25 protein-coding genes, 1 tRNA gene and 1 pseudogene are annotated in these 26,114 nt (G+C 69.5%); 15 read left to right on the top strand and 12 right to left on the bottom strand.

The genetic code is table 11. The features are described from left to right. Positions 1-33: 33 nt before the first annotated feature. On the bottom strand, positions 34-669 hold the full coding sequence (locus OG943_RS14260) for an NAD(P)H-dependent oxidoreductase (protein ID WP_328610234.1): 636 nt from the start codon (positions 667-669) through the stop codon (positions 34-36). Between the two features lie 167 nt (positions 670-836). On the opposite strand from OG943_RS14260, the gene OG943_RS14255 reads away from it, so the two are divergent. From OG943_RS14255 to OG943_RS14235, 5 genes are all read left to right on the top strand, one after another. Then, positions 837-1,838 (top strand): hypothetical protein, encoded by a 1,002-nt coding sequence (locus tag OG943_RS14255; protein ID WP_328610233.1) that lies wholly within the window; start codon positions 837-839, stop codon positions 1,836-1,838. 193 nt (positions 1,839-2,031) lie between these two features. Beyond that, positions 2,032-2,754, top strand: coding sequence for a sensor domain-containing protein (locus OG943_RS14250; RefSeq protein WP_328610232.1), 723 nt, complete (start codon positions 2,032-2,034; stop codon positions 2,752-2,754). A 47-nt stretch (positions 2,755-2,801) separates the two neighbouring features. Further along, on the top strand, positions 2,802-4,559 hold the full coding sequence (locus tag OG943_RS14245) for a DNA/RNA non-specific endonuclease (protein WP_328610231.1): 1,758 nt from the start codon (positions 2,802-2,804) through the stop codon (positions 4,557-4,559). After that, entirely contained in the window at positions 4,534-5,064 is a 531-nt protein-coding gene (locus tag OG943_RS14240) for a hypothetical protein (RefSeq protein ID WP_328610230.1), read from the top strand. The genes OG943_RS14245 and OG943_RS14240 overlap by 26 nt, the downstream gene beginning before the upstream one ends. Position 5,065: 1 nt before the next feature. Continuing rightward, a complete protein-coding gene (locus tag OG943_RS14235) occupies positions 5,066-5,677 on the top strand; it encodes a hypothetical protein (RefSeq protein WP_328610229.1) in 612 nt (203 codons plus the stop codon). Between the two features lie 88 nt (positions 5,678-5,765). On the opposite strand, the gene OG943_RS14230 is transcribed toward OG943_RS14235, so the two are convergent. The 5 genes from OG943_RS14230 to OG943_RS14210 all read right to left on the bottom strand — a co-directional run bounded on the left by OG943_RS14230 (position 5,766) and on the right by OG943_RS14210 (position 9,309). Next, positions 5,766-6,416: a cutinase family protein gene (locus OG943_RS14230; protein WP_328610228.1), complete on the bottom strand. Its 651-nt coding sequence runs from the start codon at positions 6,414-6,416 to the stop codon at positions 5,766-5,768. A gap of 42 nt (positions 6,417-6,458) precedes the next feature. Continuing rightward, positions 6,459-7,187: a C39 family peptidase gene (locus OG943_RS14225; protein ID WP_328610227.1), complete on the bottom strand. Its 729-nt coding sequence runs from the start codon at positions 7,185-7,187 to the stop codon at positions 6,459-6,461. Positions 7,188-7,456: 269 nt separating this feature from the next. Beyond that, the gene (locus OG943_RS14220) at positions 7,457-7,666 is read right to left on the bottom strand and encodes a hypothetical protein (protein ID WP_328610226.1); all 210 of its coding nucleotides are present in this window, start codon (positions 7,664-7,666) and stop codon (positions 7,457-7,459) included. 124 nt (positions 7,667-7,790) lie between these two features. After that, complete coding sequence (locus OG943_RS14215) at positions 7,791-8,072, bottom strand: hypothetical protein (protein ID WP_328610225.1); 282 nt, start codon at positions 8,070-8,072, stop codon at positions 7,791-7,793. Positions 8,073-8,271: 199 nt separating this feature from the next. Further along, the gene (locus OG943_RS14210; protein WP_328610224.1) at positions 8,272-9,309 is read right to left on the bottom strand and encodes a phospholipase D-like domain-containing protein; all 1,038 of its coding nucleotides are present in this window, start codon (positions 9,307-9,309) and stop codon (positions 8,272-8,274) included. Positions 9,310-9,747: 438 nt separating this feature from the next. On the opposite strand from OG943_RS14210, the gene OG943_RS14205 reads away from it, so the two are divergent. Beyond that, entirely contained in the window at positions 9,748-10,803 is a 1,056-nt protein-coding gene (locus OG943_RS14205) for a class I SAM-dependent methyltransferase (RefSeq protein WP_328610223.1), read from the top strand. A 15-nt stretch (positions 10,804-10,818) separates the two neighbouring features. Here OG943_RS14205 and OG943_RS14200 read toward each other — a convergent pair whose 3' ends face one another. After that, the gene (locus tag OG943_RS14200; protein WP_328610222.1) at positions 10,819-11,361 is read right to left on the bottom strand and encodes a TetR family transcriptional regulator; all 543 of its coding nucleotides are present in this window, start codon (positions 11,359-11,361) and stop codon (positions 10,819-10,821) included. A 122-nt stretch (positions 11,362-11,483) separates the two neighbouring features. Between OG943_RS14200 and OG943_RS14195 the strand changes: the two genes are divergently transcribed. The 6 genes and pseudogenes from OG943_RS14195 (at position 11,484) to OG943_RS14170 (ending at position 17,779) form a co-directional block, all read left to right on the top strand. Next, entirely contained in the window at positions 11,484-12,917 is a 1,434-nt protein-coding gene (locus OG943_RS14195) for an aldehyde dehydrogenase (RefSeq protein WP_328610221.1), read from the top strand. Next, positions 12,917-14,308, top strand: a complete 1,392-nt coding sequence (locus OG943_RS14190) for an MmgE/PrpD family protein (protein ID WP_328610220.1) — start codon at positions 12,917-12,919, stop codon at positions 14,306-14,308. The genes OG943_RS14195 and OG943_RS14190 overlap by 1 nt, the downstream gene beginning before the upstream one ends. Continuing rightward, positions 14,308-14,837, top strand: a pseudogene (locus tag OG943_RS14185) (MBL fold metallo-hydrolase). The gene OG943_RS14190 and the pseudogene OG943_RS14185 overlap by 1 nt, the downstream one beginning before the upstream one ends. 53 nt (positions 14,838-14,890) lie before the next feature. Further along, positions 14,891-15,451: a PadR family transcriptional regulator gene (locus OG943_RS14180; protein WP_328612065.1), complete on the top strand. Its 561-nt coding sequence runs from the start codon at positions 14,891-14,893 to the stop codon at positions 15,449-15,451. Further along, positions 15,451-16,839: an alpha/beta fold hydrolase gene (locus tag OG943_RS14175; protein ID WP_328610219.1), complete on the top strand. Its 1,389-nt coding sequence runs from the start codon at positions 15,451-15,453 to the stop codon at positions 16,837-16,839. The genes OG943_RS14180 and OG943_RS14175 overlap by 1 nt, the downstream gene beginning before the upstream one ends. A gap of 337 nt (positions 16,840-17,176) precedes the next feature. After that, a complete protein-coding gene (locus OG943_RS14170; RefSeq protein WP_328610218.1) occupies positions 17,177-17,779 on the top strand; it encodes a hypothetical protein in 603 nt (200 codons plus the stop codon). Between the two features lie 636 nt (positions 17,780-18,415). Here the strand turns inward: OG943_RS14170 and OG943_RS14165 are convergent. Both OG943_RS14165 and OG943_RS14160 read right to left on the bottom strand, forming a co-directional pair. Next, positions 18,416-18,489, bottom strand: a tRNA-Pro gene (locus OG943_RS14165). 140 nt (positions 18,490-18,629) lie between these two features. After that, the gene (locus tag OG943_RS14160) at positions 18,630-19,790 is read right to left on the bottom strand and encodes an alginate lyase family protein (RefSeq protein WP_328610217.1); all 1,161 of its coding nucleotides are present in this window, start codon (positions 19,788-19,790) and stop codon (positions 18,630-18,632) included. 116 nt (positions 19,791-19,906) lie between these two features. On the opposite strand from OG943_RS14160, the gene OG943_RS14155 reads away from it, so the two are divergent. Next, positions 19,907-20,101 (top strand): hypothetical protein, encoded by a 195-nt coding sequence (locus OG943_RS14155; protein WP_328610216.1) that lies wholly within the window; start codon positions 19,907-19,909, stop codon positions 20,099-20,101. On the opposite strand, the gene OG943_RS14150 is transcribed toward OG943_RS14155, so the two are convergent. Next, positions 20,088-20,861: an enoyl-CoA hydratase/isomerase family protein gene (locus OG943_RS14150; protein WP_328610215.1), complete on the bottom strand. Its 774-nt coding sequence runs from the start codon at positions 20,859-20,861 to the stop codon at positions 20,088-20,090. The two genes, OG943_RS14155 and OG943_RS14150, sit on opposite strands and share 14 nt — an antisense overlap. Then, positions 20,858-21,772 carry a PaaX family transcriptional regulator gene (locus OG943_RS14145; RefSeq protein ID WP_328610214.1) on the bottom strand — a complete coding sequence of 305 codons (915 nt, stop codon included), beginning with the start codon at positions 21,770-21,772 and terminating at the stop codon, positions 20,858-20,860. Before OG943_RS14145 ends, OG943_RS14150 begins: the two co-directional genes overlap by 4 nt. 145 nt (positions 21,773-21,917) lie before the next feature. Between OG943_RS14145 and OG943_RS14140 the strand changes: the two genes are divergently transcribed. Continuing rightward, a complete protein-coding gene (locus tag OG943_RS14140; protein WP_328610213.1) occupies positions 21,918-23,555 on the top strand; it encodes an ABC-F family ATP-binding cassette domain-containing protein in 1,638 nt (545 codons plus the stop codon). 54 nt (positions 23,556-23,609) lie between these two features. On the opposite strand, the gene OG943_RS14135 is transcribed toward OG943_RS14140, so the two are convergent. Next, positions 23,610-24,557, bottom strand: a complete 948-nt coding sequence (locus tag OG943_RS14135) for a methionyl-tRNA formyltransferase (protein WP_328610212.1) — start codon at positions 24,555-24,557, stop codon at positions 23,610-23,612. Between the two features lie 138 nt (positions 24,558-24,695). Between OG943_RS14135 and OG943_RS14130 the strand changes: the two genes are divergently transcribed. After that, positions 24,696-26,030, top strand: coding sequence for a lysine N(6)-hydroxylase/L-ornithine N(5)-oxygenase family protein (locus OG943_RS14130; protein ID WP_328610211.1), 1,335 nt, complete (start codon positions 24,696-24,698; stop codon positions 26,028-26,030). Positions 26,031-26,114 lie beyond the last annotated feature (84 nt).

Below are 26,114 nucleotides of genomic sequence, written 5' to 3'. Positions count from 1 at the left end.
GAAACCGGCTCTGAACGGTTTCCGGGGAACGGGTCAGCGCTCGCCGAACAGGCGCTGAACCTCCCCGGACACGTCGTCGAGCCACGCGGCCCGCTGCCGGTCACCGGCGTCGGCCACCACCCGCAGCACCAGCCGGCGAACCTCCGGCTCGCCGAGGTAGGGCGCGAGGCAGCGCCGCCAGATCGCGTCGAGCGGGTCGCCGAAGAGCGTCCGCTCGCGCTCCTCAGCCGTGTCGGACGTGTTCACGACCAGCAGCCGCCGCAGCGCCAGTAGCGACTCCGGTGCGCCGCCGGCGTCGGCGAGCCGGTACGCGACGCCGGGGACGAGGACCCGGTCGAGCCACCCGCTGAGGATGGCGGGCGGCTTGCCCCACCAGTTCGGGTGAACGGCGACGAGCCCGCCCGCTTCCCGCAGCTCCTCGCGATGCCGCCGGATCAGCGGATCCGTTTCGGCGGCGAGGAAATCTTCCGCCCGGGTCCCGCTGGTGTAGGCCTCTTCGGCGGTCAGCACCGGGTCGAAGCGTTCGGCGTACAGGTCGTGGAAGTGCACCGGCTGCCCGGCGCGGGTCAGCGTGTCACGGACTCGCGCGGCCACCGCGTGGTTGAAGCTGCCCGGCCGTGGGTGGGCCAGCAGGACCATCACCGGCCGGGCCGCCGTCTCGTCGATCACCACCTCAGCTTGCCACGGGTGACCGGGACGCCGGTGCGGCGGATCGCGCGGCCGCGGCGTGAATGTCCTTTTCGGACTCCGGGTGCTGCGCGATGACCGCCCTCACGATCGGCTGTAACGCCGTCCCCTTGCTGTCGATGATCAGGCGACGACTTTGGGGAGCGCACGTGGACGAGGACGACCTGCTCGACTCACACCCGGACCTGGTGGACCCGGAGTGGCGCAAGCACGCCCAGGCGGATGCCCGGCTGGGGGCCAGGAAAGACCGCCGGCGGCAGCGCGCGGCCAACCGGTCACGGGGTCACCGGCGGCCGCGGCGGCGCTGGTGGATTTTCGCCGCGGTGCTGACGATCCTGGCCGTGACGGGTGCGCTGGTCGTGCTGGCCGGTCGGCGGCCCGCTGCCGAGGTGGCCGCGCCCAACCCGACGGCGGTGCCGATCCTCGCGCCTGTCGACCTGGCCCGGCCGTACGCGCATACCCCCGCCGAGCTCTGGCCCAAGGGCATGGACGGCATCAGCTCACCCGCCGCGGCTGCCGTCGGGCCGTTCAAGGCGGAGGCGGTGACGGATGCGTACGCGCAGGCCAGGCGCGCCATCGTCGCGGGCCGGCTGGATCCCGCCGCGTTGTTCGGGCACGATCCGAAGGCGTTCGCGGCGCTGCTCGCGCCGGACGAGCGCGACCAGCTCACGCCGTTGCTCACCGGCAAGCCGGCGAAGGGCAAGAGCGCTTTTTCCGGCTACCTGACCGAAATCGCCGACGGTTACCACCTGCTCGACGCGGGCCCGCGGACGTCCGGCACGCTGACCGCGCACCCCGGCAAGGCGGGCGAGCTGGCGGTGGACGCGAACTACGTGGTCGCCTACGCCTTCGACAACGTCCACCCCGGCGGCCTGACCAGCCCGGCCGAGATCGTCAGCTTCCTGCGCGTGGACGAGACCTACGTGGTCCGCAGCGGCCCGAGCTTCGCCGAGGCCAGCCACGGGCTCTGGGTCGAAAACGGCCACAGCGGCTTCTCGTCGGTCGGCTGCGCCGCGGCGAAAGAGGGCTTCCTCGCCCCCGGCTACGCCAACCCGCCTGCCGCCTCGCCGACGGGCGAACACCTGGACGCGCCTGGTTACTACGACCCGAAGTACCCGGTCCCGACCCTCGACAGCTGCCCGCCGAACTAGCTCACGCACTCGCTTGCGAGCCCCGCAGGGAACGGATGTGCAGGCGCCCGAACCCTGACCGGAGTTTCCCGCTGTCATCAGAATTTCATCGTCGGGTGGTCACATCAGCGTGTGACCAGAGCTGGTGTCAGTGATCGTTGGTGCCGAAGGCCGCCTGGGCCGGCGGCGACGCGGCCGCCGGAACGGGGAGCCGATGAGCCAGCCGCCGCCCGGTGAGGCGCCACGGGGGCCGGACCCGACCGGGTCTCCCGCTGCCCATCCCCGACGCAGGCGCTGGTGGATCTTCGGCGTCGTCGTGGTGTTGGCCGCCGGGGCCGGGGTCACCTGGTGGCTGTGGCCATCGGACCCGCACGTGGTGCCGGGAACGGTGCAGGCCAGCGTGCTCTCCGCCGACGACGCCGGCAAGGCGCTCGGCCAGACCCTGCAGTCGCAGCACGGGATCAGCGAGCCACCGCCGGCGTTGCCGTCCAGCCCGGCCAACTGCGCGGTGGCGGTCGGCCCGGCGACCCAGGCGGTCTACACGCCCGGGTGGACGACCTTCGGCTCGGTGACCTACCAGGATTCCGACTCGACGGCCGACCACACGGTGACCCAGGTGATCGGCGTGTACCCGACCGGCGACCAGGCCCGCCAGGTGTTCGGCACGTTGTCCGACGGCGTGAAGAGCTGCCAGTCCGCGGTGCGGGCGGACGGGGGCGGCGGGCGTGCCTCGAAATGGCTCTACGCGGTCACCAAGAACACCGCGGACACGGTGAGCTGGAAGGCGACTCAGGACGCGGGCGACGGCTGGGCCTGCTACCGCCAGGCGCGGCTGAAGGGACGAGCCGTGCTGCAGGTGGCCGTCTGCGAGGCCGGTGACGGCAGCGAGGCCGCGGCGACGACCGCGGACCAGCTCGCGAGCCGGGTGAGCGGGTGACGATGAAGCGCACGAGATCGCTGCGTCTCCGGCGTACCGTGGCCGTCTTGTCCGTCGCAGTGCTGCTGTTCGCGCCCGGCGTGGCCGCTGCGGACACCGCGGTGCTGGCGCCGCCGGCCCCCGCCGGGCTGGCCTTCAGCAGGCAGCTCGATCCCCAGCTCCTGGCCGAGCTCGAGGCCATCGAGGAACGGGTGCTCCAGGAGCAGCAGCAAGGGCGGCAGTTGCAGCAGCAGGAGGAGCAGGAGAACACGAAGATCCAGGCCAACAACCAGAAATCCGCCGCGGTGCGGCAGAAGGTGACCGACTGGAACGCGAAGGCCGAACCGCTGGAGGAGCAGGCCGCGGCCCTCGGCGAACGGATCGACGCGCACAACGCCAAGCCGAACACCTTCGAACTGCCCCGGCAGCAAGCGGAGGCCGACGCGTACCAGGCCGAAGTGGACGAACTCCAGTCCGAGAAGGACCGGATCCAGTCGCAGCAGAACGAGCTCGACAACGAGAAGTCCGCCATCGACGGCGAGCAGGACCAGGTGGACAGCGAGGGCCGGCAGCTCGACCGGGAGAAGCAGCAGATCGAGCAGCAGATCACCGCTTTCAACCAGGCGTGCGCGATGCTGGAATCCCAGCTTCAGCAGCTGCTCCAGCAGGTCGTTTCCACGCTCCAGTCCACCGCCGCGGCCCAGCCTGGGGACGGGGCCGGCGGCGACCAGGCGGCCGGCGGCGACCCGGGGCGCCCCGTGGACGCGGCCACGGACAACGGGCAGGCCGGGAACGACGGCGGTGACCCCAGTTCCCCGAAGGCGACCGACGATGCTCTGGACAAGTACGGCCAGGACAACGACGTCACGGTCTACAAGCACCCGGCCCGGGTGCTGCTCACACCCGGCACGGTGACCCGGCTCTCGCCGGGCGCGGCCGCCGCGCTTTCGCCGTACCACTCCTATGACGGTCTGGTCCCGAACCCGGACCAGACGTACACGGCGCTGGAGGTGGTCGCTCCCGGAGCCCGGCCCGACCCGTTCGACCAGGCGATCAACCAGGGCGGCCAGGCCACCGTCGAGGTCAACGGGCGGCCGCTCGTCATCACCAGGGTCCAGACCGTGCCGGGCGGGTGGCCCGGCCCGGAACCGCCGGTGGTGCCGGCTCCCGCCCCGGCGGTGCTGGCGCTCCTCCACGACAACGGGCAGATCCTGGCCAACGGCGAACCGGGCACCGCTGAGCACCAGGTCAAGGCCAAGCTGCCGGCCGGCACCGAACTGGCCCGCCCCACGCCCTGGGACGACACCAATGTGGACCCCGGCAACACGCCCAGGAAACGCCCCGGCCAGTGCACTTCCGACTGGCAGGACTACGGCCCGTTGCAGGGCACGACCTTCCAGAACGTCATCGGCAAACGCGCGACCGGCGCGGAAGCGTGCGTGGTCACGGTCAACGCGGCTCCCCGCGCCAAACTCGACTTCAACTTGTTCGGCCTCGACACCAGCCAGGGCATGGCGCGCTGTCACCTGATCGGGCACAGCCTGAACGGATCCGACAGCGACCTGCGGAATTTTGTTCCCTGCTACCAGAATCCGACGAACAACTCCTGGATGTACTGGAGATTCGAGTACGTCGTCGCCAAACAGGTGAGAAGCGGCGACCCGGTGTACCTCATGGTGCGGCCGGTCTACCAAGGCCAGGATCCGCTGCCCGTCGGTATCATGGGCTACGCCCGGAGCAACAACGGCTGGGCCTGCACCACGTTCATCCCCAACGTCACGCAAGGACAGGCGAGCTCCATTGGCAACCGATTCCAAGGCTGTTGACGAATTGGCGCGGCTGGTCGGCTGGACCGGCCGCGCCGCGTACCGGCCGGACTGGGCGGTTACCGAGAGACTGCTGGGCAACCCCCTGCCCGCGGACTTCAAGGAACTGCTCGACGTGTTCCCGGCGGGCGAGTTCGGCGGGACCGTCCTGGTGCAGCCGCCCCGCGCGACCGGGCACGAGGGTGATCTCCTCTACCTCTTCGAGCAGGTGCTCCGGGATCTGCGAAAGAAGAAGAGCAGCCCGTACGCCGTTTATCCGGACCGGCCGGGCCTGATCCCCTGGGCGAACTGTTATGCCGGGAATGCGGCCGAACTGTTCTGGCTGGCCGACGAGGGCGACCCGGGCGAATGGCCGGTGGTGCTGTCCGGCCGGACCAAGCCGCAGTGGGAGCAGTTCGAAGTCGGCGCGGTGGAGTTCCTCACCAGAATGGTGCAGGGCGAGATCCCGAGCCGGATCCTCCCCGCGATCGCCGGTCCTCCGACGTTCCAGTCTTTCGGGAAATAGCATGGGCACGGTAGCCGAACTGGCGCGGACGACCGGCTGGACCGGCCGTTCGTATGTCTCGCCGGACTGGGACGCCGTCGAGCGGGCGCTCGGCGTTTCCCTGCCCGCGGAGTACAAGGAGCTGCTGGCGGTGTTTCCGCCGGGCACGTTCAACGCCCCGTTTCTGGGTGACGGCAGCGTGATCGTGCACCCGCCGTACCCGGTGGGCGGTGTCCCGGATCAGCTGCACCAGTTCGAGACCGAAATGGATGAGCTGCGGGACTGGCGGGCCGGGCATCCCGCCGATGTCGCCCGGCCGGTCTTCCCCGAGCCGGAAGGCATGATCCCGTGGGCGCGGGCGAGCCGGGAGTGTCTCTTGTGGACTCGCGACTCCGCGGACCCGGACCGGTGGGCCGTGGCGATCTCCAACGGCGGAATCTGGCGGTACAGCGAGGACTCCGCGGTGCTGGAGGAGTTCCCCGTCGGTGCGGTGGACTTCCTGATCGGCCTGGTCACCGGCCGGATCACCAGCCGGGTGCTCAACCCCGAAGGCCCCGACCAGCCCGGCCCGGCCCGGCTCGCCGCGTTCGAACCCGTGCCGGAAGAGGAGTGGCGCTCGTTCTCCGCCGGCTGACGTTCAAGCTGACGCGGGTCCGGCCACGTTCCGGTCCGGGTGCCCCCGGCGCGTGGCCGAGGGCACCGGCTGATCGGTGGCGTTCGGCTTACCAGGGGGACCAGACGCCGTTGTACCACTGCTCGTTGGCGTCGTCGGTGTGGTGGTTACCGTCGAAGTCGATGTCGTAGTGGCTGATGTGGTCGGCCGGGTACCCCAAGGGGTTGGCGGAGGTGTCGCAGACGTAGTCGCGGTCGCAGATCGACTTGACGGGCACGTTGCCGAAGAACCGGTCGACGCCGGCGAGCGGAGGTCCGACGGCACCGCCGAACGGTGCGGTCCCACCGTCGGCTCCCGGCGGCCCCTGGCGCTTGGGATCGGCGACGAGGATGGCGTTCACGTTGTCGAACGAGGTCCAGTTGTCGGTGACCCAGACGTGCACCACCGCGGCGCCCATGGAGTAGCCCATCATCTTGACGTGCTGGCCCGGGCACGCGGCGCGTTGTTCCCGGACCAGCCGGTTCAGCTCGTTGACGCCGGCCTGGGTGCTCGCGCCGTTGGGTATGTCGGTCGGGTACCCGACGTGCTGCGTGACGTTGAAGAAGCGGTCAGTGTCCCAGTGGCTCTGCCACCCGCCGACCGCGATCGAGTACGTGCCATCGCACGGAGCCGTTGCGTGTGCGGCCGGTCCGGTCACGATCGAAAGCCCTGCTGTCGCGAGAAGACTGGCTGAAAGAATCGCGATCTTGCTCTTCCTCATTCGGACATCTCCATTCGGTTGGCTGAAAGAACCGCGATGGTTTCAGGCGGCGTAGCCCTTGGGCGGGATCAGCGAGGCGAGCTGGTCGAAGGAGATCCAGTAGATCTGGTTGCCGCCGAAGTTGGCGGGGTCGGCGATGGTGACGGTGCGGTCCACGGGGTCGTAGCCGAAGACGGTGAAGTAGTGGTAGATCGTGTAGTCCGGGTAGCCGGGCGGGTGGTTGCCGGCCGGGGCGACGATGTTGGCCACCAGTGGGTAGTTGCGGTCGATGTCGTAGACGATGTCGTTCCACAGCCGGTCCCGCTGCTCCTGGGTGGGCGGGTCGCTCGGCATCTCCTTGGTCTCGTACCACCCTCCGCCGAGGTTGTTGTTGAGCACCCCGGTGACCTGGCCGATCCAGTCGGTGCCGTCGACGGTGGTGCCCAGCTGCGCGGCCAGGTCGCCCTGGCTGGGCGGGGCCATCCGCGCGGACAGCGCGATGCGGGTGGCCGCCGGGGCGCACCAGTAGCCGGTCTCCTGGACCTGGTAGTCGATGTTCAGCCAGCGCGGGCTGCCGTTGGGCTGTGCGGCGCCGGCCGGCGAGGCGTCGACGTGCACTTCGGTGCCCGGCTTGATCTCCCCGCTGACGACGGAGGTGCCGGACTTCGTGCCGTGGGCGAGCACGGACACGGACAGGGCCTGCGGGGCGGACGCGGCCTGGGCGGCTGCAGGGAAGACCAGTGCGCAGGCGGTTGCGACGGCGATGGCGGTGGACACGGGTTTCTTGCGCATGAAGGCTCCCGAAGAGGTTGGGAAATATCCGGCCTTTGCGTACAACCCGAGGGTGGGGCAGGACGGCCGGGGAGGCCAGGCCATGAACCGGCCATTAGTGGCCGGATTCGACCTGGTGGTTGCCGCGGTCTTCGACGGAGGCGTCGGCGGGGGACTCGTCCTGGACGGCCGCATTCGCGGAATGGCCTTCTTGCGCGGACTCGGGTGCAGAGGCGACGGAGTCCCGGTTCATCGTCGGCTACCCGGTGTCGAGGCGCGGTCCCGTTGCTTCAGGTGGCGTCCGGTGTTTCCTTGGCGTCAAGGATGTCCTGTGCCCGGATCAGCTGGATGGCGGTGTTGTCGCTGGGCCGTATCGGGGTCCAGGTCGTGTTGGCATGGACGTCGTGCAGGCTGGGGCCGGCGACGGTGCCGGTGAGTTCCTGCCAGCCCGGTTCGTTCACGAGTGAGTCGTGAGTGCCGGTGCGGCGGCGGTAACGCACGTGCCATCCTGGCGGGTGTCCGCTGCCTTGCTGCGGGGCCGGGGGTTGCCGTTCTTGGCCTGGTTGCGGGCCTGCTTGGGCCGGGGCCACGCGGAGCCGCGAGGTCGGCGAGGTCCCGGCTCTGTCATCGGTCAAGACCGGCTCCACGGGGTTCGATTCCGATGACGTCGTTGTCGCTGATCCATCTGGTGGGCGTGTACTGGGTGTCGCCGGGTTCGGCGAGGGGGATCAGTTCGACGCCGGTGTCGGGATCGAGAACCGGTGCCCCGGCCACGACGCCGATCAGCCGCAGGCCGCTGCGTGCGGTGGCGCCATTGCGGTGCCGGTAGGTCAGGATCCAGCCGATGGGGTATGAGTCATGGAGGCTCGCTGGAGGTGCCATGGGTGCCCCGATCCGCTCGGACATCACAGGAGTCGCCGGGGTTTGGGGCGCAGGCAATCATTCTAGAACCGCTGCGTCGAAGAGGAACACGACCACAAGAGTGGTGCAACGGGTCGCGCTTGGTGACGCTGATGTCGGCCGCGCTGGAGCAGGCCGTCCGGGGGAGGGGAGCAGGCGGTACTCCGTCGGCGAGACGTCGCCGCCGCCGCTTTGCTGCGCCGGGTCAGGATTTCCAGGGTGTCGCGCCGGTGTGGTCGGAGTCGAGGGTGGTGGTCAGGGGCGTGAGGATGGCGGGGTCGGTGGTGGTGAGGCCGAGTTCACGGTTGCCGTTGAGGGAGGCGTCGGAGAAGTTCTCGGAGCCGATGAAGGCGCTGGCGCCGGGTTTTCCGGTGTCGGTGATGATGACTTTCGCGTGGATGTAGAGCTTCGCGGACTGGGCGTAGACGCCGATGTGGGCGCCGTCGGCGGCGAGGGTGTCGAAGTTCTTGGTCCAGCTGGAGCTGTCGGTCATGGTGATGGTGACGTCGACTCCGCGTTGGGCGGCGGCGGCCAGGGCATCGACCACGGCGGGGTCGGCCATTTCCTCGTTCTCGATGGCGAGGCTGGTCTTGGCGCCGTTGATCAGGGCGAGCAGGGAGGTCTGGGAGTTGGTCGGCGACCACACCAGGTCGGACCCGGTGGGCGGGGTGATGGTGGTGTCGGCGAAGTCGGCGTTGAAGACCTTTTCGATCGCGGACACGTCGGCGGAGTCGTGGTCGGTCACGCCGAAGTCCCGGCCGGTCGGGTAATAGCGGGAGGTGAGGTTGCCGGAGAGGACCAGCGACGTCGTGTCGTCGTCGGTGATGGTTTTCTGGTGGGTGGCCTTGAATCCCGGGGGTGCCCACTCGACCTGGACGCCGTGGCCGCTGAGGAAGTCGAAGGCGGGCTGGTTGTGGGTCTTCTCCCGGTTCTGGTCCAGGATCACGCGCACTTTCACCCCGCGCTGCGCGTCGGTGGCCAGGTCTTGTTCGGCGGTGGTGTCGGCCAGCTCGTACATGGTCATGTCGAGTGTCGTCTTCGCCCCGGAGATGAAGGCGAGCACCGACTTCCACTGGTCGTCCGGCTCGGTGACCAGCCCGGACCCCGCGGCCGGCGCGGTGAGCGTCCGTGCTGTTCCGGCGTGTGCCGTGGCGGCGCAGGCCGGCAGGGCGGCGACGGTGAGCACGGCGACCGCGCCGGACAGCGCCCTGATTGCCCGGCCACGAACCTGAACAGGAGACATAGCAGACAACCCCCGCGATATTCGATATAAGGAAACATGATCGACGTTGTGGCGGTTAATTATTCACAATCAGGCGGGTGCCGGACAATCCCCCGAATGCCAACCGGGCGTCCCGGATATGTGGCCGGAAAACTGGGCGATCTGTCGTTTACCGGGTGACGCGAGGGCAAATCGGCATTCGGGCACGGTTCGATCCGGTCCGGTGGCCGGGACCGGTCCCCGGGCAGTGTCGTCAGGGTGCTCGGCCACGCTGCCGGCGCCGCTCCCGCCGGATCGGTTTCCAACCCTCGGCAGTCGCGGGAGACCAGTCTCGGGCTGAGCGGTACTACTGCCCTGACCACCCCCTGAGTGTCCGGCCGGTGAGCGATTCGCGGGTGATTCGGAGATGTTGCCGCGAATTGACGACCTCGGCGGGTGTCGGCGATACACTCCACGCCCATGACGGAGACCGACGCGGTTGCCGAACGCAGGCCCGCCTACCTGTCCGATCTCGCCGCCGGGACCGAGCGGTTCTTCGAAGAGCGCCGCGAGACCTGTGCGTGGTGCGAGTCGAAGCGGCTCGACGTCCGGCTGCGGACGACGGACCTGCTCCAGCACAAGCCCGGGAACTTCGTCCTGGAGTCCTGTCAGGACTGCGGCCATGTCTTCCAGAACCCGCGGCTGACCGCCGAAGGCCTCGACTTCTATTACCGGGACTGCTATGACGGCCTCGGCGAGAAGACCATGAATTCGATGTTCGAGGGCAATAGCGCCGGCTACGCGGGCCGGGCCCGGCTGGTCGCCTCGATCTGTTCGCCCGGACAGTGGCTTGACGTCGGCACGGGGCACGGTCACTTCCCCCGCGACGCCAAGAAAGTGCTGCCGGACACCGAGTTCGACGGTCTGGACATGACCGACGGCGTGGAGCTGGCGCAGAAGGACGACCGCATCCGTCGTGCTTACCGCGGCAACTTCGTCGACCTGGCCGAAGAACTGTCCGGCCGGTACGACGTGATCAGCATGTACCACTACCTGGAACACACGCCCTATCCGAAGAAGGAGCTGGCCGCCGCCGCGGCGGCGCTGCCCCCGGGTGGGCACCTCGCCATCGAGCTGCCCGATCCCGAGTCCCGCTGGGGCCGGCTGCTGGGCCGGTGGTGGCTGCCCTGGCTGCAGCCGCAGCACCTGAACCTGATCCCGATCGCGAACCTGCGTGACGAGCTCGCCGCGCTGGGGTTCACCGTGGTCGCGGAACAACGGGCCGAGCCGCACTCCGCCATGGATCTGGTGGCCGCCACCATGCTGGCCGTGAACGCGGCCACGATCGGCGGCGAAGACCTGGCCTGGCGGCGGAATCGTCCTTCACGCCCGCGCGTGCTGCTGCGCAAGCTCGGCTTCATCCTGAGCATCCCGTTCTTCGTGATCGCCACGCTCGTGGACCGGATCAGCGCGCCGCTCGGCCGCAAACGCGGGATGTCCAACGCCTATCGAGTGGTCGCACGCAAGACGTCCTGACCCGTTGAGCCGCACCTACTCCCGTCCGGCTCCTCGCAACAGGCTTTCGACGGCGAAGTCGGCGGCCTGAGCGGGCTCGATGCCGGGGAACTCGAGCGAGGCGAGGTGCACGATGTTCCGCAGGAGCGAATCGACCCAGCCCTCGGGGAGGTCGTCGCGGAACAGGCCTTCGTCGGTGGCGCGCTGGACGAACGCGGCGACCTGGGCGCTGAACTCCGCCCGCCGGTCCCGGATGGTCAGGTCCGCGCGCATGCGCTGAAGCTCGACGGGCCAGTCGCGGTTCACCCTGATGATGCCCTCGGCGTAGCGGTGCAGCGCGACCGCGACGGGCGCCTCGGTCAGCCGGGCTTCGCGGATGGCCGCCTCCACCGCGTCGAGCCGGGCTTCATACACCGCTGCCAGCAGGGCCTCGCGGGATTCGAACCGGCGATAGACGGTCCGGCGATCCACTTCGGCCGCGGCGGCGATGGCCGCGATGGTCGTCGTGGGGTCCTGCGCGAGCAGGCGGGCCCCGGTGCTCAGCACCTTCTCGATGTTGCGTGCGGCGTCGGCTCTCATAGTCCGCCCACCTTAGCCGAGTGCGGCACATAGAGGCACGTCCTCCACATCACCGTGGCACGGATCGTTCTAAGTGCTACATTAATGAGGCAGAACGACGGAGGCTGACGAGTGAGGACCCGATGATCACCTACGACAAGCTCTACCTCGGCGGCCACTGGGTCGCCCCGGCCGGCCCCGGCCTGCTCGAAATCCGCTCCCCGCACGACCGGCGCCTGCTCGGCCTCGCCGCCCAAGGCACCCCCGCCGACATCGACAAGGCGGTGTCAGCCGCCCGCGAAGCGTTTGACCACGGCCCCTGGCCTCGCATGACACCCGAAGCGCGCCAAGAAGTCGTCGCCCGGTTCACCAAGCTCCGCGGGGAACGCGCCCAAGAGTCGGCGGCGCTCATCAGCGCGGAGAACGGCGCGCCGCTGTGGTTCACCAGCTGGGGCGCCCCCGCCCTGGACCGGGCCGCCGAGGCCTATCTGCGAGCCGCGAAGAACTTCGGCTGGGAAGAGCGCCTCGACCCGGCCGGGGCGTCCAAGACCGTGGTGCGCCGCGAACCGATCGGGGTCGTCGCCGCGATCATCCCCTGGAACTCGCCGTACTCGGCCGCGCTGGTCAAGATGATCCCCGCGCTGCTCGCCGGCTGCACGGTCGTGCTCAAGGCGTCGCCGGAGAACTCGCTGAGCCTCCTGCTCCTGGGCGAGGTCTTCACCGCCGCGGGCTTCCCCGAAGGCGTCGTCAGCATCATCCCGGCGGACCGCGAAACCAGTGAATACCTGGTGGCCCACCCGGGCGTCGACAAGATCTCCTTCACCGGCTCCACCGCCGCCGGACGCCGGATCGCCTCGATCGCCGGGGAACAGCTCAAGCGCGTCAGCCTGGAGCTGGGCGGGAAATCCGCCTCGATCATCCTCGCCGACGCCGACCTCGCTCAGGTCAGCGAGGGCCTGAAGTTCGCGTCGTTCGCGAACAACTCCGAGAACTGCCAGGCCCACACGCGCATCCTCGCGCCCCGCAGTCGTTACGACGAGGTCGTCGACGCGCTGAAGACCCTGGTCGAAGGCTTCCAGGTCGGCGACCCCGCCGACCCCGAGACGTTCATCGGGCCGATGATCCGCGCTGATCAGCAGAAGCGCGTCCAGGACTACATCCGGATCGGCATCGCCGAAGGCGCTCGGCTGGTCACCGGCGGCCCCGAAACCCCGGAAGGCCTCGAAGGCGGCTTCTACGTCAAGCCCACGTTGTTCGCCGACGTCGACAACAGCATGCGCATCGCGCAGGAGGAGATCTTCGGCCCGGTCCTCGTGGTGATCCCGTATGACGACGAGGACGACGCGGTGCGGATCGCGAACGACTCCCCGTACGGGCTCGGTGGCGGTGTCTGGACCACCGATCCCGAACGCGGGATGGAGATCGCGCGCCGGATGGAGACCGGCGGGGTCCGGATCAACGCCGCGCCACCGGTTTTCGACGGCCCCTTCGGCGGCTACAAGGACAGCGGAATCGGCCGGGAAAACGGCGCGGTCGGCCTGACCGAGTATGTCGAGCACAAGACGATTGCCGTTTGATGGCCGGGAAAACACTGGCGACGCGGCTCGCGGAGTGGGTCGTCGCCCTGGACTGCGAAGAGCTGCCGCCGCGCGCGGTCGAAGTGGCGAAGCTGCTGGTCCTGGATCAGCTGGGGCTGCAGGTGCGCGGCGCGTCGCTGCCCGCGATGCAGCCGCCGCGCCGGCTCGTCGAGGCGATGAAAGCCGCACCGGAGAGCACTCTCGTGGCCTCCACCGCGCGGACGACCGCGCCCTACGCCGCCTACGTCAACGGGACGCTGGCCGGCAGCCTCGAATTCGACGACGCGCACATGTCCGCGTGGCACACCGGCTCGTACGTGGTACCCGCGGCGCTCGCTTTCGGTGAGCTGACGGGCGCGTCCGGCCGCGGGGTGATCACCGCGATCGCCGCCGGTGCGCAGGTGATGTCGTTGCTGGGGGCGGAAACCCGGCCGAACATGGTGCACGACGGCTGGCACGGCGCGAAGATCCTCGGCACGTTCGGCGCGGCCGCCGTCGCGGGCAAACTACTCGGCCTGACCGCCGAGCAGCTCGCGAACGCGTTCGGCATCGCCGGCAGCGACGCCGCCGGCACCATGGAGTACGAAACGAGCGGTGGCGAGGTCAAGCGGCTGCACGCCGGTTCGGCCGGTCGTAACGGATCCCAGGCGGCGTTGCTCGCGAAGGACGGGTTCACCGGGCCGCTCACGATCTTCGAGGGCGAGCGCGGCCTGTTCCGCCTGTTCGGCAACACCGAGGACGTCTCCGGCATCGACTCGCTGTGGAGCCGTTTCCACCTCGTCGACACGATGTTCCGGCTCTATCCCGTGGTCGGGACGGCGGTGCCCGTGCTGGAGGCGGTCCGCCACCTGGTCGGGGAAGCCGGCCTGCGGTGGCGGGAGATCGAGGAGATGCGGGTCGGGCTGCCCGCGTACGCGATCGCCCACGGGGCGTCGGTCACCCGGCCGGCGAACACGGTCTCGGCCCAGTTCAGCACCGCGTTCAGCGTCGCGCTGATGCTGGTCCGCGGCGGGAACCGGCCCGAGGACTACGCGAACCCGGACCTGTGGACCGACCCCGATCTGCTTTCGATCGTCGACCGGATCGTGCCGTACGCGGAGGTCTTCGAGCCCGAGGAGCCCACGTTGAGCTGCCGGCTCGAAGTGTCGCTCAAGGACGGTCGCGTGCTTTCCCATACCCAAAGGGGTTTCCGGGGCCATCCGTCCTCTCCGGACACCGATGATCACGACCTCGAAACCAAGTTCCTCGGCAACGTCGAAGGTCTCGTCAGCTCGTCCGCGGCGCAGAAGATCGTCGAACTCGCCGCCGGCCTGGACCAGCTCGGCGACGTCGGCGAACTGATGCGGCTCACCACGCCCGCTCAGGGCCCACCTGCCGAAGGAGCAGTTTGATGCGGATCATCCACTTCGGACACGCCTGCGTGCTGCTGGAGACCGAAAGCGCGCGTTTCCTCATCGACCCGGGCATGTTCTCGGCCGGCTTCGAAGGCGAACGCGAACTGGACGCCGTCCTCATCACCCACGAGCACCCCGATCACCTCGAGCCGGAACGCCTGCGCACCGTCCTCGAAGCGAACCCGGGCGCGCGACTGTTCGTGGACCCGGGCTCCGCCGCGATCGTGGACGGGCTCGGCGTCCAGTTCCGGGTCGTCCATCCGGGCGAGCGGATCGAGGCCGGCGGCAGCGTGGTCTGTTCGTGCCCGAGCAGAAGGTCGATGTCCTCGGCCTGCCGATCGCGGCGCCCTGGCTCAAGGCGTCGGAAATCGTCGACTTCCAGCGCGCGATCGCACCCCGCGTCAGTGTGCCGATCCACGAGGCGATCCTGGGCAACCCCGAGTGGCAGTACCCGCTGTTGGAGGACCTGGCACCGTCCGACACCCGGTTCACAGCACTAGAGCACGGTGAATCCACCGAACTCTGACGGTCTCCGCGCGTGCCGCCACTGTATCTGGCAGATATGGTGGCGGGGTGAAGATGACGCCGACCGGGTGGACGGTCCTGGGGTTCCTGTCGTTTCAGCCACGCAACGGCTACCAGCTGCGGCAGGCGGTGCAGCGCTCGGTCGGGCACTACTGGGGGGTCAGCTACGGGCAGCTGTATCCCCAGCTGAAACTCCTGGCCGAGAACGGGTTCATCGCCCCCGCCGAGCCGGAGGGCGACGGCGGGCGGCAGACCGTGTGGCGCCTGACGGAGACCGGCGCGGAGGCGTTGGCCGGCTGGCTGGCCACCCCGGCCGAGCCGGCCCAGCGACGCGACGAAGGCCTGGTCAAGCTGTTGTTCAGCGACCACGCCGGGCCCGCGGTCATGCGCCGTCTCATCGAAGAACGCCGGGTCGAGGCCCGGGCGCGGCGTACTCGGGCCGAGGAGACGATCCCCGGCGCCCATTGGCCCGAAGGGGCGGAGAAGAGCACCGAAACCGCGATGGCCGCCTGGCTGGTGCGCGCCCACACCGTCGCCATGGCCGATGCGGAACTCGCGTGGTGCGATCAGGCCGAGGCCACCATCGCCGAGCATTTCGATGGGCAGGACGGCTGATGACTCAGGACAGTCCGCGCCCCCGTGACGTCACCGTCGTGCGGGTGCTGCTGGTGCTCACCGGGTTCGGCAACGTCGTCAACGGTCTGCTCGAGCAGAACCCGGCGTACCCGGTGTCGACCCGCGTCTTCGGCTGGCTGCTGGTGGCGTTCGGGGTCGGGTGCTGGGGGGTGACCGTCCGGTTGCGCCGGCCGGGGCGGCGAGTGGCCGCGCTGGTGGTGGCCGTGGTGCTGCTGCTGGTGGCGATCCGGATCTACCAGGTCGTCCGGTTCGGCACGCTCGCGCCGGCGGCTGGGCTGGTCCTGCCGCTGCTGGTCTACTGGCGGATGCGCAAACCCTTGGTGCGCGAATGGCTCGCCCAAGACGGCCCGATGCCGCCGCGGATCAGGCCGGGCGGCCCGGTGCGGCGGACCGTCGCCGCGTTCGGGGCCGTCGGGATCACCGTCGCCGCGCTGGTGGTGGTGACCGGCGCGGGTACGGCCGTCGCGGTGTGGCCGTGCTCGTTCCCGCAAGCGCAGACGGGCGGGCTGGAACAGGACCAGAACAACGCCGCCGAGTCGCACGTGGCCCCCAGCGGGCAGTTCACGGCCACGGACGGCGTGCCACTGGCCTACTACGCGAGCGTTCCGGCGAACCCGGTGGCGTCGCTGGTCTTCTACCACGGTTCCGGCGCCAACAGCGCCGCCGGCTACCTGCAGCTCGGAACCGAACTCGCCGCGCGATACCACGTCGCGACGTACCTGGTGGACATCCGCGGCCACGGCACTTCCGGCGGCCCGCGGGGTGACGCGCCGACGCCGGAACAGGTGTGGCAGGACACCGACACCGTCGTCGAGCAGGTGCGTCGCCTGCAGCCGAAGCTGCCCGAGTTCGTCGGCGGGCACTCGGCCGGTGCGGGCCTGGTGCTCAACAGCATGGACCGCGTCAACGCCCTCGTGGCCGGATATGTGTTCCTGGCGCCCGATTTCGGCCTGCACTCCGGCACCGAAGCGGTGGCGGACGCGTCGAACTTCGCCACCGTCTGCCAGCGCGTGCTCATCGCCAACGCCGTCACCAACGGCGTCCTCGACGGGCACGCCCCGGCGTTGAACTTCGCTTACACCACAGAACAAGCGAAGTCGGCGAACCTGGTCTCCACCTACACCGTGAACATGGCCCTCGCGCAGAACGCGAACGACAGCGCCGCGATCCTCCGCGGGATGACCAAGCCGCTGGGCGTGTGGATCGGCGCCCAGGACGAGGTCTTCGACGCCGCCAAGGTCGTCGCCTACGCCCGCCAGGCCGGGAGCGGCGGCACCTTCGCCACCGTCCCGCACGCCAACCACCTCGGCATCCTCACCACGGGGGCCGAGCAGATCGGCCCGTGGATCACTGCCCACGCCCGGTGATGGTTCCGCCTCGGCGAAAGCACGGCTGTGGGCCGTTCTCGCGGACGGCCCACAGCCGCACAGATTCATGGCGCCGACGAGCCAGCGGCTACTCGTCCGCGACGCAGGCGCTGGGGACGTAGGCGTCCCGCTGATTATTGCCATCGCGGTCGATGGGGATCCAGCCGTTGGCGTTCGAGTGCCCGCAAGATTAGCGATCTGGGGCATACCCGAGACGGTCGTCGTGGGCCTTGCGGGCGTTACTGGAACCCGAGGTCGGCGAGTGCTCGGTTTGGACAGCCGGTGCACGCCAGTGCATACTCCCGTTCCTGCTCTCCATGGGCCATAGGATCACGTAATGAGCTGGACTGTGACGGCCAACCTCGTGACCTGGGTCGCCGCCCTGAACCCGCAGGTTCAGGGCGCAGCTGTCTCGGCGACGGCAACGTTGGTCGGTATCGCGGGGACAGCGTTTGTGGCGGTTGCGGGGTTCAGGCATGCGCGAACACTGGCCGATACAACGCTGAAGGGGCAGCGCCAACAGGCGCTCTCCGAGCGACGATTCGCTGTGTACGAGGACGCGGTGAAGTATCTCCTCAGGTTGGCGCGCCTTCGCCCGGAAAACTACAACTTTTGGTCGGAGAAGAGCGGCTATGCGCTACAGGAGCCCGAGATCACGCGCGAGGAACACGCCGATATCGAAGCTCGGATTGTGGCGTGGGCCTCGCCGTCGATACGGGCGCTCTGGAAGGAGATGGAAGAAGCCGACCACACTGCCGACGTTGGGCGCTTCCAGGCCCAGTTTTTGAGGGGTGAGCATCAGATCGTACCCAGGGATCCACTTGATCCGCAGGCCCTCGAACAGTGTGAGTCTCAGGTAAATCAGAGAACACACGAGGCCGGCCGAAAACGGACAGGAGTGATTGAGGCTATCCGGAGCGAACTGCTCAGTCACGAGTAGTTGACCAACTACAAGTGGGTAGCCTCTTCGCCATCTCGTCGACCTGGCGACAGGTCACTCACGAACTCGACGTGCGCGTCCTCCCGCCAATCTCGGAGACCGGTCCGTCCGGCGAGGACCTTCTCTTTTTCTTGTTCCGTGGCCCCGTGGTGCAGCCGCTGGGGCCGGGTACTTGGTGCCGGAGGCGGCCCCGCGTGCCCGGCCCGAAAGCAGCGCGGCCCCGCAGGGGCCCGCCTTGAACAAGCGAAGAAACTCTGAACACAGTGGTCAGCCGGACCCAGTGGTCAGCCGGCGCGAGGTGGCAGCAAGTACGCGGGGGTGAACTCGGCCTGGCAGTGGTAGCAGGTGGCAGACCTGACGCCGCACAAGCTCCGCCACACTGCCGCGTCGCTCGCGATCGCCGCCGGGGCCGAATGTGAAGGTGATCCAGCAGATGCTCGGGCACAAGGACGCCTCGATGAGGTGGTCGACGTGCTCGACCTGCGTCGCACGAGGGCACTGGAGAGCGTGGCGGCCTGACGGGGAAGCCCCGGAGCATGTGACATGAATGTGGCATGCTCCGGGGTTTCCGCCGTTCCGGAGCAACCTTGGAAATGAAAAAAGCCACGTTCACCTGCGTGAACGTGGCCTGTCCGGTCGGGCTGACAGGATTCGAACCTGCGACCCCTTGACCCCCAGTCAAGTGCGCTACCAAACTGCGCCACAGCCCGGACCCGCGCTCCGTGGAGTGCGATGTGAGTACTTTAGCGGGTCGCGATCAGACGCTTGCAGGGAGGTCACCGTTTCCCGCTGACCTGCGGAAACCCGCTCCGGAGCGACCTGCGCGCCGGAGCGGGATCCGGGAGGGTTGTCAGTTGGGGTTGGCGGCGTGGGTGAGGGTCTGCCACTCCACGAACAGGTTGTTGGTGCCCGCCGGGCGCTGCTGCTCGGTCAGGGTCTGGGTGTTGGCCATCGCGATGCCCAGACGGGTGTTCAGGGCGTTGAAGCCCACCTCGGTGACCGGGCCGAGGCCCAGGGTGAGCTTGCCGCCGCAGAGGTTGCTCGGGACGGCGGCGCCCAGCTGGTACTTCGACTGGAAGCCCAGGGCCTGGCGGAGCCGCTCGCCGACGTCCGTGCCGTACAGGTCCTGGCCCTGGATGCGGGAGGTCTCCGCGACGTCGGCGATCGAGGCGATGCCGTAGCCGGTGTGGACGAAGTCGCGGCAGGTTTCCTGGGTCAGGCCGGTCATGAAGGTGCCCTGGCCCTGCCAGTAGCCGACGATCTGGTCGCGCGTGTTCAGGCCGCTGCCCGGCACCGTCTTCGGCAGGGAGCCGTCGCTGGACAGGTAGACGTACGCCGCCACGCGGTTGCGGTAGCGGGCCATCGCCGAGTCGTAGCTGGTCTTGTCGTCGAGGAACACCGAGATGCCGACGGCCGCCTCCATCATCACCAGCTCCCAGTTTCCGTTGCTGTTGCTGCCGCCGATGATCTTCGACAGGTAGACGTTGCGCAGCATCGTCCCGAAGCGGCCGGCGTTCGGCCAGCTCGTGTACGTCGACTTGATCAGCTCCGCCGCCCGCGACCACGACGAGCCCGCCCAGCCGGTCTGCAGCGGCGCGTTGCTGTTGGTGTGATTGGTGATCGTGGCCGACCACGCGTCCATCAGCTCGATCGCCTTCTTCGCGTAACGATCGTCTTGCGTCAGATACCAAGCGAGAGCGTCGGTATACGCGGCGATCGCGTCTTCCCGCTCATCGGTGCAACCCAGGTTCGGGTTCGAATAGGGGCCGCATTCGACGACGGAACGCGGTTTCGCCGTGCGGGAAAGCGAGGCGTAGGCGCTGCCCATCATCTGGTCGTACGCGCTCTTCCACGGCTGGGCGCCGGAATCGACCTTGGTGTGGACGAAATCCAGTTGTGCGCGGCTCACCAGCACGCCGGGATGGGTGAACGCCGCGGGTGCGGCGGCGGTGGCCGGAGCGGGCGCGGCCGGCGCCGGTGTGACGGCCAATCCCAGGCAGACAGGCAGCATCGCAACAAGGGTGAGGAGTTTCCTCACCCCGGAACGTCGTGCGGACATGGCTCTCCTCGGTGGGGGGCGGAGGGGATAGTGATTTGTGTCACCGGTGAGCGCTGTGTCCCAGTTTCATGGTCCAGACCAGAATCGTCAAGACCGGACATAGACTTTCTTCGCGTTCCGAAGGAACAGTTCCCGACGAATTCAGCCCGCTGAACGGAATGGCTATTTCCATTCAGCGGGCTGAACAATTCGCGGGTGTTGTGAACGACTGCGACGTCATCAAGCAGGAAGACGTCAAGCAGGAAGGCGTCAGCGGCCGGTGAAGGTCGCCTTGCCGGGGCCGTCGGAGAGGAACGACTTCACCGCGGCGCGCAGGTCCTCGGTGTCGAACAGCTCGGCGGCGATGGACGTGACATGGGCGTTGGCCTCCGGCACGCCGCCGTGCTCGAAGTGCGCGAGCACGCGCTTGGTGGCCGCGTGCGCCCGGGTCGGGCCCGCCGCCAGGTCCGTGGCGAACTTCCGCGCGGCGGCGTCGAAGCCGTCGTCCGGGAGCACGCGGTTGATCACGTTCCAGCGCTCGAGCGTGGTCGCGTCGTAGGTGTCGCCGGTGTAGACGAACTCCTTGGCGCGCGCGACGCCCGCCCGCGCGGCGAGGCGCTGGGTCCCGCCCATCGTCGGCGTCAGCCCGACCACCTTCTCCACCAGCCCGAACCTCGCGCGCGACGCCGCGAGCAGCAGGTCGCACGCCACGGCCACCTCGAACGCCCAGGTGAGGCACAGGCCGTGCGCGGCGAACACCGTCGGGAACGGCAGCGCGGCGATGCGGTCCGGCACGGTGAGCAACCGGTCGAAGAGCACCTTCGCCTCGGCGGGGGAGCCCTGGGCGTCGAACAGGGACACGTCGACGCCGCCGCTGACGATCTTGCCCTCGGCGCGGATCAGCAGCGCCCGCGCGGGCTCGGCTTCCAGCGACGAGATCGCCGTGAGGAGGTCGTCCTGCAGCTCGGTGGTGTAGAGGTTGAGCGGGGGCGCGTCGATGGTCAGCACGGCCAAGCCGCTCTCGTCACGATCCAGGCGGGTCATGCCTTCTCCTCTTTCTCGAGCAGCCCGTCCCAGTACCGCTGGGCCTCCGGCCGCCAGTCGACGTGCTTGCGGTGGAACAGTTCCGCGGCCTTCGCACCGCTCCACTCGGTGGGCAGCAGCTCGGCGGGCAGCCGCGGGTCGAGGAACGGGAAGCGGCGCCACTCGTGCACCAGCTCGGTCTGCGCGCGCAGCGCCGGGCGGCCGCCGGCGGGCCGCAGGCCGGTGAACCGGTCGATGAAGTCCTCGTAGCGGTCGGTCAGCTCGGACAGGTCCCAGGAGCGGGCGACCATGCTCTCCTGCTCGCCGACTTCGCCGTACGCCGCGGTGAACGACATGGCCTGCGCGTCGAGGCCCAGCTCGGCGACGATCTGCTGCGCCTCGCGCTGACGGCTCGGGTCCGGGCTGACCCAGACACCGGCCACCGGCGAGCCGAAGCCGGCCCAGGTGAGCCGTGTGCGCAGGCGGTGGCGCAGGTCGCGCTTCGCCTCCGGCACCGAGACGATCAGCATCAGCCACCGGCCGTCCCAGCTCAGGCCGGCGCGGCCGAACTCGTAGATCCGCTCGGCGCCCTCGGTGAGCAGCCGCCGCCCGGGCGGGGTGAGCGACCAGCGCACGCGCCGGCCGACGCGCTCGGACACCAGCCAGCCCTCGGCCGAGGAGCGCGCGAGCGCCTGGCGCGCGGACTTCTCCTCGACGTCGAGCACGCCCAGCACGTCGACGAGCATGGAGGTCCACACCGGCCGGTCGCGCGGCAGCACGTACTCGCCGAGCACCGTCATCAGCAGGGAGCGGGCGCTCGCGTGGCTGACCTCGCGCCTCCTGCTGACCGTCGGCCGGGGCGCCGCGGCGCGGGGGTCCCGCGGCTGCGGCGCCCGATGGCCGAAGGCGACCGGGGTGGCGGGTTCCGCCATGAGTTTCACCGACCTCACTGCTCCCTAGGATCGACAACCCGCCCAGGGTACCCACTCCGAGTGACCGAGACGACACTCGACACACACAGGGTCGGGTCCGGGCCTGGCGGCGGCGGAACCGGGCACCCGTAGACTCGGGCCTCAAATGAGCGCAACGATCGTCGCGAAGGACCTGGCCTCGGGCCACGGTGACCGCACCCTGTTTTCCGGTCTCGACCTGGTTGTCGCCCCTGGCGACGTGGTCGGGCTCGTCGGCGTGAACGGCGCCGGGAAGTCCACCCTGCTGCGCACGCTCGCCGGGCTGGAGCGCCCGGAGTCGGGCGCGGTCCGGCTGAACCCGCCCACGGCCACCGTCGGCCATCTGCCGCAGGAGCCCGAGCGGCGGCCGGGGGAGTCGGTCCGGGAGTTCCTGGCGCGCCGCACCGGAGTCGCCGCCGCGCAGGCCGAGCTGGACTCCGCGACGGAGGCGCTCACCGCGGGTGCCGACGGCTCGGACGACACCTACGCCACGGCGCTGGACCGCTGGCTCGCCCTCGGCGGCGCCGACCTCGACGAGCGCGCGGCCGAGGTCGCCGCCGACCTCGGCCTGGCCGTCGACCTCGATCAGCCGATGGTGTCGCTGTCCGGCGGGCAGGCCGCGCGCGCCGGGCTGGCGTCGCTGCTGCTGAGCCGTTACGACGTCTTCCTGCTCGACGAGCCGACCAACGACCTTGACCTCGACGGCCTCGCCCGGCTGGAGCGGTTCGTCACCGGCCTGCGCGCGGCGACCGTGCTGGTCAGCCACGACCGCGAGTTCCTGGCCCGCACCGTGGACCGGGTCGTCGAGCTGGACCTGGCGCAGCAGCAGGTCCGCGCGTACGGCGGCGGTTACGAGTCGTACCTGGAGGAACGCGAGGTGGCGCGCCGGCACGCGCGTGAGGACTACGAGGAGTACGCCGGCACCCGCGCCGCGCTGGAGGCCCGCGCGGGCATGCAGCGTTCGTGGATGGAGAAGGGCGTCAAGAACGCGCGGCGCAAGGCGCCCGACAACGACAAGGTCGGGCGCAAGTTCCGCAGTGAGGCCACGGAAAAGCAGGCGTCGAAGGCGCGCCAGACCGACCGGATGATCGAGCGGCTCGACGTGGTGGAGGAGCCCCGCAAGGAGTGGGAGCTGCGGATGGAGATCGCCGCGGCCCCGCGCGCCGGGGCGGTCGTGGCGACGTTGCGGGGCGCCGTCGTCCGGCGGGACGGCTTCACCCTCGGCCCGGTGGACCTGCAGGTGGACTGGGCGGACAAGGTCGCCATCACCGGTGCGAACGGCGCGGGCAAGTCGACGCTGCTGGCCGCGCTGCTCGGCCGGCTGCCGCTCGACGAGGGCAGCGCGGCGCTCGGCCCAGGCGTCGTCGTCGGCGAGGTCGACCAGGCGCGGCGGCTGTTCCTCGGCGACGAACCGTTGTCGGACGCCTTCGCCCGCGAAGTCCCGTCGCTGCCCGACGCGGAGGTCCGCACCCTGCTGGCGAAGTTCGGCTTGAAGGCGGCGCACGTGCTGCGCCCCGCGGAGACGCTCTCGCCGGGTGAGCGCACGCGCGCCGCCTTGGCCCTGCTGCAGGCCCGCGGCGTCAACTTGCTGGTGCTCGACGAGCCGACGAACCACCTCGACCTGCCGGCGATCGAGCAGCTGGAGTCCGCTTTGGACCGTTACCCGGGCACCCTGCTCCTGGTGACCCACGACCGCCGCATGCTCGACGCCGTCGCGGTCACCCGCCGCCTCGAAGTGGCCGGCGGCAAGGTGACCGAGGCCTGACGGCCTTGTGAGTGTTTATGCCGGTTAGAACCGTCATAAACACTCACAAGGGGCTCAGGGGCGGTCGGTCAGGTACCCGCCCATCGTGGTGAAGTAGTCGGCTGCGGCCAGCTCGGTGCCGTCGGCGGTGCGGACGCGCTCGACGAGCAGCCCGGGGGAGTGCCCGCGCCGGGCCTCGGGGCCGGCGACGATCACCACGCCGTCGCCCTCCTTGATGAAGATGCGGCCCGGCGTGCCGCCGTAGTGCCCCGCCGAGACCGAGGCGGCGGCGATCCGCAGCTGCTCGCCGCGGTGATAGGCGAACGCGTTGGGGTACGGGTCGGACTGGGCGCGCACCAGGCGCTCGATGTCCTCGGCCGGCCACGTCCAGTCGATCAGGCTGTCGCGCGCCGCCCGCTTGTGGAAGAAGCTCGCTTTCGACCGGTCCTGGGCGATCGGCACCACGGTGCCCGTCTCGATGAGTGAGATGGCCTCGGTGGTGATCGGCTCGATCAGGTCCACGGTGCGGTGGAACAGGTCCGTGGTCGTGTCCTTCGGGCCGACCGGCACCGCGCGCTGCACGACGATGTCGCCCGCGTCCAGCTCGGCGTTCATCATGTGGGCGGTCACGCCGACCTCGGGCTCGCCGTTGACCAGCGCCCAGATCAGCGGCGAGAAGCCGGCGTAGGCGGGCAGCAGCGAGTCGTGCACGTTCAGCGTGCCGTGCCGGGGCAGGGCGAAGATCTCCGGCGGCAGCCAGGTGCGCCAGTTGTTGGCCACGATCAGGTCCAGGTCGGCCGCCTTCAGCTCGGCCAGCAGCTCGGCGTCGTCGGGCCGCGTGCGCAGCAGCGCGCGGATGCCGTTCGCCTCGGCCAGGTCGGCGACGGAGTCGGACCAGATCTTCTCGTAGGCGTGGTCGCTCTTCGGGTGTGTGACGACGAGGGCGACCTCGTGGCCCGCGTCGATCAGCGCTCGCAGGGTGCGGTGCCCCCAGGTCTGGTAGCCGAACATGGCCACGCGCATCGGCTGTGCCCTTTCATCGTCGAGGGATGAACATCACCCACAAGGTACTAGCTGAGCCTCGCCTAAGTTAGGTTAGGGTTTCCTGGTCTTTTCGTCGTCGAGAACCGAGATGCGGCAGTGCCGCGCTAGGGGACTTTCATGTCACGAGCAGTGGTCGGTGGCCAGGTGCCGGTTTACGACGTGGTCGGGGTGGGCTTCGGCCCGTCGAACCTGGCCCTCGCGATCGCCCTGACCGAGCACAACGCGAGTGGCGCGGACACGGTGACCGCGCACTTCCTGGAGCGGCAGGCGGGTTTCGGCTGGCACCGCGGGATGTTGATCGACAACGCGACTATGCAGGTCTCCTTCCTCAAGGACCTGGCGACGATGCGCAACCCGACCAGTGAGTTCAGCTTCCTGAACTACCTGCACGCCAAGGGCAGGCTGGTCGACTTCATCAACCACAAGAACCTGTTCCCGCTGCGCATCGAGTTCCACGACTACTTCGAGTGGGCCGCGGCGAAGGTGGACGACCTGGTCTCCTACGGCACCGAGGTGCTGTCGGTGAAGCCGGTGCTCGACGGCGACGAGGTCGTGTACTTCGACGTGGTCGCCCGCTCCGGCGGCGAGACGACGGAGCTGCGCGCGCGGAACCTGGTGCTGGGCACCGGCCTGCGGCCGAACCTGCCCGCGGGGATCACCGCGGGTGAGCGGATCTGGCACAACAGCGGGCTGCTGCACCGTGTCGAAGGCCTGCGCGAGGCCGACCCCCGCCGGTTCGTGGTGGTCGGCGCCGGGCAGAGCGCGGCCGAGGTCGCGGCGCTGCTGCACGACCAGTTCCCGCGCGCCGAGGTGTGCGCGGTCTTCTCGCGTTACGGCTACAGCCCGGCCGACGACAGCTCGTTCGCCAACCGGATCTTCGATCCCGAGGCGGTGGACCAGTTCTACGCGGCGAGCGAGCCGGTCAAGGAGCGCCTGATGCGCTACCACGGCGCGACCAACTACTCCGCGGTCGACCTCGACCTGATCGACGAGCTGTACCGGCGCGTCTACCGCGAAAAGGTGCTGGGCGTCGAACGGCTGCGGCTGCTCAACGTCTCGCGTCCGGTGGAGGTGACCGACCACGGCACGCACGTGCGCGCGACGGTCGAGTCGCTGACCACGGGCGAGCGCACGGAGCTGGACGCCGACGCCGTCGTGTACGCCACGGGTTACCTGCCCGCCGACCCGACGCCGCTGCTCGGCGACCTGGCTGCCGGCTGCCTGCGCGACGGCGAGGGCCGGCTGCGCGTCGAGCGCGACTACCGGATCACCACCGACGCCACCGTGCGCGGCGGGCTGTACCTGCAGGGCGGTACTGAGCACACGCACGGCATCACGTCTTCGCTGCTGTCGAACACGGCCGTGCGCGTCGGCGAGATCCTGGCGTCCATTGTGGACCGCCGGGCGGCGGTGGCCGACCGGCCCGAGTACGCGGTGAGCGGCACCCGCTGACTCGTGAGTGTTGATGACGGTTCTAACCGGCATCAACACTCACGAGCCTGGTGCCCAGGTGACCAGCTTCAGTGAACGGTGGAG

Source organism: Amycolatopsis sp. NBC_00345, from assembly GCF_036116635.1.
In the GTDB taxonomy this organism is placed as follows: domain Bacteria; phylum Actinomycetota; class Actinomycetes; order Mycobacteriales; family Pseudonocardiaceae; genus Amycolatopsis.
The sequence above is the reverse complement of the archived record's forward strand: the minus strand, read 5'-3'. Positions and strand labels throughout refer to the sequence as shown.